Annotated in this window: 14 protein-coding genes and 1 tRNA gene; 6 read left to right on the top strand and 9 right to left on the bottom strand. The window is 29.9% G+C overall.

Annotated elements, in window-relative coordinates; translation table 11 throughout:
* The first annotated feature begins 12 nt into the window (after positions 1-12).
* The 4 genes from coaE (at position 13) to KQH81_RS11400 (ending at position 1,911) form a co-directional block, all read left to right on the top strand.
* On the top strand, positions 13-609 hold the full coding sequence (gene coaE, locus KQH81_RS11415; protein ID WP_027638574.1) for a dephospho-CoA kinase: 597 nt from the start codon (positions 13-15) through the stop codon (positions 607-609).
* 29 nt (positions 610-638) lie between these two features.
* Positions 639-1,193 carry a lytic transglycosylase domain-containing protein gene (locus KQH81_RS11410; RefSeq protein ID WP_027638575.1) on the top strand — a complete coding sequence of 185 codons (555 nt, stop codon included), beginning with the start codon at positions 639-641 and terminating at the stop codon, positions 1,191-1,193.
* Between the two features lie 15 nt (positions 1,194-1,208).
* Positions 1,209-1,631: a HutP family protein gene (locus tag KQH81_RS11405; protein WP_027638576.1), complete on the top strand. Its 423-nt coding sequence runs from the start codon at positions 1,209-1,211 to the stop codon at positions 1,629-1,631.
* Between the two features lie 196 nt (positions 1,632-1,827).
* Positions 1,828-1,911: transfer RNA gene (locus KQH81_RS11400), tRNA-Leu, on the top strand.
* A gap of 128 nt (positions 1,912-2,039) precedes the next feature.
* Here KQH81_RS11400 and KQH81_RS11395 read toward each other — a convergent pair.
* The 7 genes from KQH81_RS11395 to KQH81_RS11370 form a co-directional block, all read right to left on the bottom strand.
* Positions 2,040-3,605: a sensor domain-containing diguanylate cyclase gene (locus KQH81_RS11395; protein WP_051196228.1), complete on the bottom strand. Its 1,566-nt coding sequence runs from the start codon at positions 3,603-3,605 to the stop codon at positions 2,040-2,042.
* Between the two features lie 445 nt (positions 3,606-4,050).
* Positions 4,051-4,818 (bottom strand): ABC transporter permease, encoded by a 768-nt coding sequence (locus KQH81_RS11390; RefSeq protein ID WP_027638577.1) that lies wholly within the window; start codon positions 4,816-4,818, stop codon positions 4,051-4,053.
* Entirely contained in the window at positions 4,811-5,740 is a 930-nt protein-coding gene (locus KQH81_RS11385) for an ABC transporter ATP-binding protein (RefSeq protein WP_168972256.1), read from the bottom strand. Before KQH81_RS11385 ends, KQH81_RS11390 begins: the two co-directional genes overlap by 8 nt.
* A complete protein-coding gene (locus tag KQH81_RS17770) occupies positions 5,740-5,940 on the bottom strand; it encodes a PLDc N-terminal domain-containing protein (RefSeq protein ID WP_027638579.1) in 201 nt (66 codons plus the stop codon). The genes KQH81_RS11385 and KQH81_RS17770 overlap by 1 nt, the downstream gene beginning before the upstream one ends.
* A gap of 18 nt (positions 5,941-5,958) precedes the next feature.
* Positions 5,959-6,186: a hypothetical protein gene (locus KQH81_RS11380; protein WP_230028318.1), complete on the bottom strand. Its 228-nt coding sequence runs from the start codon at positions 6,184-6,186 to the stop codon at positions 5,959-5,961.
* The gene (locus tag KQH81_RS11375) at positions 6,183-6,500 is read right to left on the bottom strand and encodes a DUF5345 family protein (protein WP_027638580.1); all 318 of its coding nucleotides are present in this window, start codon (positions 6,498-6,500) and stop codon (positions 6,183-6,185) included. The genes KQH81_RS11380 and KQH81_RS11375 overlap by 4 nt, the downstream gene beginning before the upstream one ends.
* Positions 6,487-6,981, bottom strand: coding sequence for a sigma-70 family RNA polymerase sigma factor (locus tag KQH81_RS11370; protein WP_051196229.1), 495 nt, complete (start codon positions 6,979-6,981; stop codon positions 6,487-6,489). Before KQH81_RS11370 ends, KQH81_RS11375 begins: the two co-directional genes overlap by 14 nt.
* 50 nt (positions 6,982-7,031) lie before the next feature.
* On the opposite strand from KQH81_RS11370, the gene KQH81_RS11365 reads away from it, so the two are divergent.
* Both KQH81_RS11365 and KQH81_RS11360 read left to right on the top strand, forming a co-directional pair.
* On the top strand, positions 7,032-7,970 hold the full coding sequence (locus tag KQH81_RS11365; RefSeq protein ID WP_027638582.1) for a metallophosphoesterase family protein: 939 nt from the start codon (positions 7,032-7,034) through the stop codon (positions 7,968-7,970).
* Between the two features lie 69 nt (positions 7,971-8,039).
* Positions 8,040-8,666: a biosynthetic peptidoglycan transglycosylase gene (locus KQH81_RS11360; protein WP_051196230.1), complete on the top strand. Its 627-nt coding sequence runs from the start codon at positions 8,040-8,042 to the stop codon at positions 8,664-8,666.
* 92 nt (positions 8,667-8,758) lie between these two features.
* On the opposite strand, the gene KQH81_RS11355 is transcribed toward KQH81_RS11360, so the two are convergent.
* Together KQH81_RS11355 and KQH81_RS11350 are read right to left on the bottom strand one after the other, a co-directional pair.
* The gene (locus KQH81_RS11355) at positions 8,759-10,315 is read right to left on the bottom strand and encodes an ABC transporter permease/substrate-binding protein (RefSeq protein WP_027638583.1); all 1,557 of its coding nucleotides are present in this window, start codon (positions 10,313-10,315) and stop codon (positions 8,759-8,761) included.
* Complete coding sequence (locus tag KQH81_RS11350) at positions 10,308-11,441, bottom strand: betaine/proline/choline family ABC transporter ATP-binding protein (protein ID WP_027638584.1); 1,134 nt, start codon at positions 11,439-11,441, stop codon at positions 10,308-10,310. The genes KQH81_RS11355 and KQH81_RS11350 overlap by 8 nt, the downstream gene beginning before the upstream one ends.
* Positions 11,442-11,467: the final 26 nt, after the last annotated feature.

Below are 11,467 nucleotides of genomic sequence, written 5' to 3'. Positions count from 1 at the left end.
ATGAGTTTTAAGATGTTTAAGATAGGATTAACTGGAGGAATAGGTACAGGAAAAAGCACTGTATCTAAGCTTTTTAAAGACTACGGGATTCCTATTATAGATGCAGATATAATTTCCAGAGAGGTTTTAAAGAAATATCCCGAAATTTTAGAGGATATAAAAAATACCTTTAATGATGGATTTTTTGATGAAAATGGGGAACTAAAAAGAAGGGAATTTGGAAATTATATTTTCAAATTCCCTAATGAGAGAATTGCTTATGAAAATATAATAATACCATATATAAAAAAAGACATAGAAGAAACGTTCAAATATTATGAAGATAAAGGAGAGAAAGCTGTAATACTAGATGCTCCTACTCTAATAGAAAATAATCTTCATAGCGAAATGGATTTTAATATATTGGTTTATGCAAATCATGATATTCAAATTTTCAGAGTTATGGAAAGAGACAGTCTGAATAGAGAAGAAGTTTTAAATAGAATAAATGCACAGATGTCAATTGATGAAAAGAAAAGTCTTGTAAATTTCATCATAGATAATGGGGGGAACTTTGAAAATACAGAAGAACAGGTAGAAGAGATAGTTCAGTTTATAAGAGGGATTTAAATAATAATTAATTAAAACAGAGGTAAAACATGAAGCTTATAAAAAGAATAATAATACCCCTAGTTTCATTTTTGCTGATTATATTATTAGCAAAAACTTTCATAACAGCACTATATCCTTTTAAATATAAGGATATCATCATTGAGGAAGCAAAAAAATATGATATAAGTCCTTATTTGGTGGCATCAGTAATTAAAGCTGAGAGTAGCTTTAATTCAGATGCGAGATCACATAAAAATGCAAAGGGTCTTATGCAGATTACGGAAGAAACAGCTTATGATATAGCGACCCAAATGGGAATAGAAGGTTACGATGTATCTATGCTCCATGAACCAGAAGTAAACATAGCTATGGGCTGCTGGTATTTAAATGATTTAAGCAAAGAGTTTAATGGTAATATGGATTTAGTTCTTGCAGCGTATAATGCAGGAAGAGGAAATGTCCAAAAGTGGCTTAAAGACAACAGATACTCTAGTGATGGAGAGACTTTAAGTTATATACCTTTTGCTGAGACTGATAAATACGTAAAAAAAGTAAAAGTTAATTTTGATGTATATAGATTCCTATATTGTAGAAAGAAATAATCTTAGGAGGGAAAAATGAAGAATTTGAAGAGCGTAGAAGTGGCAAAATGTGCTATACAAATGGCCACTTCTGAACGTGAAGAAGAGGAATATCTAATAAAAAAACTTAGAGAAAGCGATATTTATGCTGTTGCGGTAGATATCGGAGGTAACCTCATTTCTTCTATACCAAAAATAATAGAAAGAGCTTTAGTAGCTTCCAAAAGAACTGGTATAATAAAGGATTGCCATGTTCATGATGGAGCTATAGCTGGAGCAACTAGAGATGCTTTAATGCAGATATCTTTAAAAGCAAATGGACTAAATGTTGGCGGTAAAATAGGCATTGCAAGACAAGGTGAGCATATAAGCGTATGCATATTCTTAAGTATAGGTCTTCTTCACCTTAATGAAGTTGTTATAGGACTTGGACATAGAGCAATTCCAAACATAGATTAGGATATTATAATAAGTTCGGATCAAATTTAGAATAACGAATCGTAATAAGATATATTTACAGAATAATCATAAGACAGTCCAACTTTAGGTTGACTTTTTATATGAAATTTTTGTATAATAAATAATGATATTTGTATAAATATTGATCACATTTAAAGATGTGACATATTATAAAATATGCTTGTATCTATTATAAGCGAGTGTGCTGGAATAGGCAGACAGGCACGTTTGAGGGGCGTGTGTCCATGACGTACGGGTTCAAGTCCCGTCACTCGCACCAAATTATAAGCTACATTTTGTTGGTAATAAACTAACAAAAACGTAGCTTTTTTATATAACAGATAATATTTAAATTTTTGGTCTTATATTTTTATAATTAATTACACATACAACTACTTATATAATACGTTAACAATCTTCTTTGAATAATTTCTCGGAGTTTGTATACTTATTTTTTCCTGTATTTTTTGAGTGATATAATGCTATATCAGCTCTCTTCAGTGCCTGCAAATAATCGGTGTCTTCATCATGAAAGTAAGAACTTCCGATTGAAACAGAAACATTAAAAAATTCTTTGTTTCCCTTGAATGATATATCACTTATACATTTCAATATTTTCTGACCAACTTGAAAATGATATTCTCCATTTACATCATTGCACAATAAAATAAATTCTTCTCCTCCCCAGCGAAACAGATAATCCCCTTCTTTAATATTAGACAAAACAACTTGAGAGACTTTCTTCAAAACAATATCTCCTACATCGTGTCCAAATGAATCATTGATTTTTTTAAAGTCATCTATATCGAAAATCATTATAAGTGAGGAAAATGAATTATGCTTTGATGCTTTAAAAGCATCTAGCAAAATAGTTTCTGCGACCTTTCTGCTGAAAGCACCAGTTAATGGATCAAGTTCAGTTTCAGTTCTTATATATTTATCTATTTTTTTACGATATCTCTTATGAACTTTTATTATAATGAGTATACCGATAAAGAAAATTATAATCATAAAGATTAAACAAACAATCATTGTTTTATTAACAACTTGTGAATCATAATTTATTAATTCATTTGTATATCCGAATATATCATTTAATGGTTTTCCTGTAGCAATAACCCAATTAAAGGGCTTGTACAATTTGGCATATGAAATTTTTTCAGTGATGTCATCATTAGTTTTGTTCTTAAAGTAATAAATATGTACAACCTCACCCTTTTGATTTATCCCATTTAGTTCATTTAAATATGAAAGATTTCCTTTAATATCTTCTTTGTTTGTAGATAGGTATGTACCTTCGCTATCTTTAAGGTTTGGATGTATACGGCGAATTGCATAATTATCTCCACCAGAAAAATCTATGATCTCATTGACCCAAATATATTCATTTTCATCATATATTGAGCTATGAATTTCATCATAGATAGATTTTTTCGCTATTGCATCAATATCACTTTGTTCTGCAAATAAATATAACGTAACATCATTAACTACAATTGTTTTATGTAGGATACATGATTCAATATAATCTTTAATTTTTGGGATATTGGATTGATCTGTAATATTCATTACTCTATTATTTTCAAAAAAAGTGGTCTTTTGATTTTGAGAGTTATGAATAATACCCTTAATAGGCTGTCCATATTCCATACCATATAGTTTTTTCATGGAACTTTCAAGTTGTTCATATATTTTGCTCTCGTCAGTTAGGGAAAGAGAGTTAGAAGTAAAATCTATAATATTTTTGGCTTCTTCAACTGCTTTCTTTCTCTTTAAATCAATACGAATAATCGTATTATCAACCATTTCTCTCATGCAATCTTCTGTATTTTTTACTGCTGAAATTTGTAAAATAGTATTGTTATGAGAAGAAATATCCTTTGACAAAAATATTAAAACAGATGCAACAACAATACAAATTAATATCTGCGTAGTTATCAGCATGTAAAGGTACTTTTTGTACTGCTTATCCAAATAAAGTAGCCTCCCCGATTCTAGTTTATATTTTGTGCCTAACACAAAAAATGACTTAACTATCCACGGGGCATCTATATTGATGATTCTAAAAGCCGCAAGAATCTAATAGTATCAAATTAAGTGGATAAACACATTTTGTGATCTTGTAAAGATAAATTGACTCCAAAATATTCCTTTAATTTAGTTACATTATATCTTTCCATTGTAATGAAATCAATAAAAACAAAAATATAAATAGCATAGATATCTTAAAATTTATGAATTACAACAATATATTTATGTATTCAGTTAAATACTAAAGGAAAGGTTGCGCACTCTTTATATGGGTGATAAAATAGGAAAGTAAGTAAACCTAATGATGACGTAGGTTTAAAACTATAAATGGCGTAAAAAAACACTCGCATCTCATATGTGAGTGTTTTTTATTTGGTAAAGTTTATAATTATAATTCTTGTTTCTTAAATATAAAACAGCTTAATAAAAGAAAAAATAAAATCAATAAGACAGTTATAGTAATGGCATAATAAATATTTTTTATATCAGCTTTTCCTACAAGCAGGTTTATATTTTCTTGAGAAAGAAGTGCAGGGGAGTAGTCCTTAAATTTTGGAATATAAGTTGTCAAATTTAGTGAAAGCCAACCTGCAAAACTTCCTATCATGGCCGAATATTGACTATTTGAAAATAAAGTGCTGAAAAATATACTAATAGCTAATATCAAAATTACAAATAGCCACAAAGAACTAAAGGAAAGATATATATTTTCTACATTGTCATAAGGAAATAAATGTTTAGTGTAGTATATAGTTGTGACAACAGAAAGTATATAAGATATTGTCCACAATAATGCCATGGAGAAAAATTTACTAAGTATAAAGGAGCTGCGGGAAAGTCTCTTTGTAAGCATCAATATGCAGGAGCCTTTTATTCTTTCATGGCACACAGAGGTAGAAAATAATAATACTACAGCTATAAGCCCCATTTGAGTAATGTTTTTAAAAAACTGACTGAATGAATCTATATGAGTTGGATCAAGAATAGATATTTCTATTCCAGCTAAATTCATTGAAGATAATAAATCTGGAGTTATCTTTGCAAATATAGGACTCATAATCCCGAGAATCACCATAACTATTATAAGTATAAATACTTTATAAGTACGCATGGATTCTATTAATTCTTTTTTAGTAAAAGTCAAAAAGCTACTCATTTTTTATTACCTCCATAAATACGTCTTCAAGATTGCATTCATAAATTTCAAGATGCTTTAAGGTGAGACCTTTATTATTCAAGAAAGAACATATATTTCTAGAACATAAGGCTATATTATTACTATAAATCATAAGAGTGTCATCTGTTAACCTTATATTCTTTACAGTATCAAAGGCAGAGAAAGCTTTCAATATTTCTTTTAGATGATCCTTTTCCAAAATCTGAACCTTTAGATTTTGAGAGGAATAAATTTGCTTTATATCTTCTATAGAACCCTCAAGAGACAAAGAGCCTTCATTTAGAACTCCAATGGTGTCACAGATTCTTTCTACGTCAGATAGTATATGAGTTGAAAATATAACTGTGTGTTTGTGATTTAAAGAACTTATTATATCAAGTATTTCACGTCTGCCTACAGGATCTAAAGCAGAAGTTGGTTCATCTAACAATATTAATTCAGGATTGTGAATTAGAGCTTGAGCAATTCCCAGCCTTTGTTTCATGCCTTTGGAAAATCCTCCTATTCTTCGATTGCTGTTTACTCCGTCAAGACCTACTAGATTCAATAAATCCTGCGATCTTTCATTTATATGACGGCTATTCATTCCATAAAGTTCTCCTGAAAGTTTAAGGTATTCTCTAGGTGTCATATAACCATAAAATTCAGGCACATCAGGAAGAAAGCCAATGTGACAGTTTGTAGTGCCTCCGCCTAAAATAACCTTTTTATCTTTTATGAAAATATCTCCAGATGTAGGCTTGATAAGTCCTGTTATCATCTTTAAAGTTGTTGTTTTTCCAGCTCCATTTTTACCTAAAAATCCAAAGATGTTTCCTGTCTTCACACTTAGATTTAAATTTTTTATAGGAGTCACTTTGTCAAAAACTTTGGTGAGATTTTTTATTTCTAAGGCATTCATTAATCTTGACTCCTTCCAAAGACAAAATAAAGTATAGGACCGATTATTGCGATGCAGATTATTATGATAGCCCATATAGGAATGTTTAAACACTTAACTCTTTTGGCTTTAAAGAGATTAACTAGTCCAAGAACTATAAGTGATATCTGTAATATTAATAAAGGCAAAATTAAAGCGAAATTCTGTTGTAGAGAATCCATTGTGAAAAACTCCTTTCATTATGGTTTTTTCTTTTTTTTATCTTTCCTTATTACGAATATATAATAAAATATTATTGGCAGTGGTGCTTGAATAAGCCCCCATAATCCCCAAAGCCAAGGAAATATGCCGCGCTTTTGAGCATCTCTAAATATCCATGTGCCTTGAATTAAAACTATAGAAAATAATATTATCAATAGCAGTATATTAGTATTTATGTTTTCTGAAAATGGAGATGACATACTCATTTTATAGTCTCCTTTGAATTCAATAATAGTCTTAAAAGTAAAAATAGCAAAGGAATTGATAAGAAAATAAGATGAAGTTTCATGAATACTTCTGTATAGTATAGAAACATGGATATAGATATAGAAGCAATTACAATAGCGCATATTAAGAACAATGCAAACTGCTTATTATTAACTTTTTCTATTTTTACTTTTTCCTCTCTTACGAGAGATGAGAAGTATTCTAAATTTGGAGTATCTATGTTTAGATCATCTATTTCTGAAAAGCTGTTTGTAAGCTGATTTTTAAAATCTTTATTATTACTCTTCTTCATATTCACAAAGCTCCTTTCTTAAAGCTTTTACACCATTAGATATTCTAGATTTTACAGTGCCTATAGGAATTCTTAAATGCTTTGCAATTTCATCATAGCTATAACCTAAGTTATATTGCATTATTATAGGAATTCTTAATTTGTCACTTAAGTTTTTTAATGCGCTTAAAACTTCTTCACTTTCTATAAAACTGTCTACTTGATTGGTGGAGGTTTCAAACCTATTCTGTGATTTTCTAAAAAACTTTTCTCTCACATTATTTTTTCGGACTGAATCAAGCCATAGATTTTTTGCTATAGTTATGAGCCAAGTTGAAAATGATGCCTTAGAACTATCAAAGGAATTAATGTTTTTTATAGCCTTTACTATGACATCCTGTGTCAAATCCTCGGCATCATGCTCATTTAATGTAAGCTTTATCAAATATTTAAGCACAATAGAATAATTAGCCTGTAAAAGTTGTGATAAAGCATATCTCATCTTCAAATAGTTAATACTAAATTAAAAATTAGTGCAAGGTGAATATGTTTATGAAAAAAAGGAAAATTTTTATTACAGTATTAGTTGTAGCTTTAAGTTTAAGTATATATATAATTTTTAATATGATAAGTGGAGTTGAAAAAGTAAAGTTATCTAAAGATGAAAAATTAATCTTAGCGATACCCGTAATAAGTGATATTCATATAGGTGGTATAGGTGCTGATATGAAATTTGAAGAGGCATTAAGAGATTACGAAGAATTATACGGAAACTATGATGCTATTGCTATAGTTGGAGATGTAGTGGATACATGCAAAAAGGTAAATTATGAAAATTTCAAAAAGATATTAAGGAATGGTACACCTCCAAATGCTGATAAAATAATAGCTATGGGAAATCATGAGTATTATTTTGATGATACTTCTAAAGAGGATTATGAAAAAAGATTTATGGAAGAATTGAAACTTAAAAGTTTGTATTATGATAAATGGATAAAAGGATATCATTTCATAGTTTTAGCTCCTGAGCATGAAGAGAGTGCCAAGCCATCTAAGAAACAACTTTTTTGGCTTGAAACAAAATTAAAAGAAACTAGGGATTCTAAGCCTATATTTATATTTTTGCATCAACCATTTAAAGATACTGTTTTTGGAAGTGAAGACAGTTGTGGCATTGAAAATGATCAAGAGCTTTACGACATACTAAAAAAGTATCCTCAAATAATATTTTTTAGTGGCCATTCTCATTATGATCTTGCAAATGAGAAAACCATTGTAAAAAAGGAGTTTACTATGATAAACACTTCAGCTATTTATTATGTCATGAATTATAATGATTCTAATGAACCTATATATAAAACCCAGGGATTAGCCTTAGAAGTATACGATTCTAAAGTTATCATAAGAAGACGTGAAGTCATTACAAAACAATGGATTGGAGAGCCATATATAATAGAATATAAAGATGATCATTACAAAAGTGTAAGATAACTGTAATGTTAAAACCTAGATTTAAACCTTATAATATAATAAAATAGATATATCAGGGGAGGGAATTTGATGAAGAAGAAATTCACCGTTATTATAATATTACTTCTTATGATATTATTGGGTAATATAACAGCTACAAATTTAATTTCTAAAAAATATAATGTAAATAGTGATATTAAAAATAAAATAGAAAAAAGCATGAAGACTTATGTAAAACTGGATAAAATGCCAAAAGCGCTTACTGAGGGTGTTGTTCATTCGGAAGATAGAAGGTTCTATAACCATGGGGCCTTTGATGTTAAAGCTATATTAAGAGCAACAGTTGAAAATATAAAATTTAGAAGGATTGTGCAAGGTGGAAGTACTATAACCCAGCAGCTTGCCAAAAATCTTTATTTAAGTTTTGACCAAAATCTTTCAAGAAAAATAGAAGAGATTTTTATAGCTCAAAAGTTGGAAAAGCTATTTACCAAAGAAGAAATATTAGAGATGTATCTTAACGTCATATATTATGGAGAAGGTGCTTATGGAGTTCAGGAGGCAAGTAAAAAGTACTTTAATAAGAATGTTTGGGAACTAAATGAAGAGGAATGTTCAGATCTTGTTGTTATTCCTCAAGCACCAAGTTTGAACAACCCTATCAAAAATCCAGAGGGTTTTAAGAATAGTGAAAACAAAAATTTAGTGTTTAATTAAAATATAAAAGGAAGAGCAAATCATAATTATAATGACTAGCTCTTCCTTTTATTAAGTTTGAAAAGGGGAGTGTAAAATAATATTCTCGAAATCTATTTTATTAAACCTTGTTCCTTTAAATAATCATTTGCTACTTTTTCTGGACTTTCATTTAATTTATCCACCTTATAATTTAGCTCCATCATAGTAGTTTCATCTAATTTTCCGCTTAACATATTTATTACATCTTTGACTTCAGGATATTTTTCTAAAGTATCCATTCTTATAACTGGAGCTGCGTGATAAGGAGGAAAGAAATTCTTATCATCTTTTAATACGGTCAAACCAAATGCTTTTAGAAGTCCATCAGTAGAAAATGCATCTATGACCTGACATTCATTATTGTCTATGGCAGTATATCTTAAACTTCCATCCATAGCTTTTATATTTCCAAATTCAAGACCATAAACTTCTTTCATGCCTTTAAGACCATCATCTCTATTTTCAAATTCCATGGTAGGGCTTATAGTAAAGTTTTTACTGAACTTTGTGAGGTCAGAGATTGATTTTATATTATATTTACTAGCTACTTCAGGATTCATTGCTAAAGTATAGGTGTTGTTGAATCCTAGAGGATCAAGCATTGTGAGTCCAAATTTATTTTCTATTGAAGTTTTAACGTGGCTATATGCTTTATCAGCATCATTTATCATAGGTTCGTCCAATACACTTATTAAAAGAGTACCTATATAATCAACGTAAACATCAACTTCTTTAGAATTTATGGCTGAAAGCATTACAGAACTTCCGTTCAAATTAAGCTTTCTATCTACATTAAGGTCAGTATTGGCTTCTAAAAGATCGGCAACCATATTGCCTAATATAAGCTGTTCCGTAAAACTTTTTGAACCAACTACTATAGTATCTTTTTTTGGTGCAAATAATTTTGAAGCACTTGTAATTATCATTGTTGAAGCTAGGATTACAAGTACAACTTTAAAACCTATGGAAACTTTCTTTTTCTTTCCGTCAGGAGAAGCTATTCCTTTAGGAGAAACTAATACTTCTATTTTTCCAAAAATGTAGTCAACCAAAAGTGCTAATATACATGAAGGAATAGCACCTGCTAGTATCATATTATTATTTACAGTTTGTATTCCGGAAAATACAAGGTATCCTAACCCTCCAGCACCTATAAATGCTGCAAGTGTCATAAGACCTACTGCAGTAACAGCTGATATCCTTACACCAGCCATGATTATAGGAAGAGCAAGAGGAATCTGAATTAGCCTTAAAATTTGATTTCTAGTAAGTCCTATGCCTCTAGCAGATTCAATTAATGTAGGATCTATATTTGTTAATCCTGTATATGTGTTTTTTACTATAGGCAATAGGGAATAGATAACAACCATAATTATGGCAGGCTTACTTCCTATACCTAAGAAAGGTATTAAAAGTCCTAAAAGAGCCATTGAAGGTACAGCCTGAATTATATTTATAAAACCTATTATAGGTTTTCTTATAGATTTCACTTTTGTTATAAGTATTCCAAGAGGGACACCTATAAGTATTGCAGCTATTATAGCCCAAAATGTCAACGTTGCATGTTGAAATAAAAGACTTAATATCTGTTCTTTTTTAGATACTATAAATTCTAAAAAACTACTCAAGGAAGGTCACCCCCGTTTCTAAAAATTGTTCACTTAATACTGATATAAGTGAACTTCGTGTAACGAGTCCTACCAATTTCCCAGCATTATCTGTAACTGGGACATATCCTATGGAGTTCTCCTTCATTATTGTAAGGATGTCCAATAAGTTATCATCAGCTTTAACTGACAATACAGTATGTTCCATTATATCTTGAAGCATCAGGTTACGATCAGTCTGTTTAGTTATATCTTTTAAAGTTACCATTCCTATAAGTATATTCTCTTTATCTACAATAAGAAGGCTATCAACCTTAGTGGAACGCATTATATTTATTCCTTGGAATATGGTTCTTTGAGATCTTATAGATATAGGATCTTTTATCATAATATCCATAGCTTTTATAAATTCGGGTTTATCCCAAACTCTATTGTCACCAATGAAATTTTTAACAAATTCATTTGCAGGTTTTCTAAGAATATTTTCAGGTTTGTCTACTTGAGCTATAACTCCATTATGCATTATGCATATTTTGTCTCCAAGTTTTATTGCTTCGTCCATATCATGAGTTACGAAGATAATAGTTTTCTTTAGTTCTTGCTGAAGAGAAAAAAGTTCCTCTTGTAGTGAATTTCTTGTAATTGGATCTAATGCACTGAATGGTTCGTCCATCAGTATTATTTCGGCATCTGTTGCAAAAGCTCTAGCAACACCTACACGTTGCTGCTGACCTCCACTTAATTCTCTTGGATATTTATCCATATATTTTTCAGGATCTAAACCAACTAAATTTAAGAGATCATGAGTTTTTTTAGATATATAGTTCTTGTCCTCTTTTTTTAATTTAGGAATAAGCTCTATATTTTCCTTAATAGTAAGATGTGGAAAAAGACCTGTACTTTGGATTACATATCCTATACGACGTCTGAGACTTATAGTATCCTCCTTTGAGATGTCTTTTCCATCAATGAGGATAGTTCCAGAACTAGATGATATAAGTTTATTTATCATTTTAAGTGTAGTAGTTTTGCCGCAGCCACTAGGGCCTATAAGTACCATTAAAGTACCTCTTTCTATAGTTAAATTAATATTTTTCAATATAACATTAGATCCAATAGTTTTAGATACATTCTTAAATTCTATCAAAGTATCAACTCCTATCTTTACCAAGT

The organism is Clostridium cadaveris, from assembly GCF_020911725.1.
GTDB classification, from domain to species: domain Bacteria; phylum Bacillota; class Clostridia; order Clostridiales; family Clostridiaceae; genus Clostridium_X; species Clostridium_X cadaveris.
The sequence above is the reverse complement of the archived record's forward strand: the minus strand, read 5'-3'. Positions and strand labels throughout refer to the sequence as shown.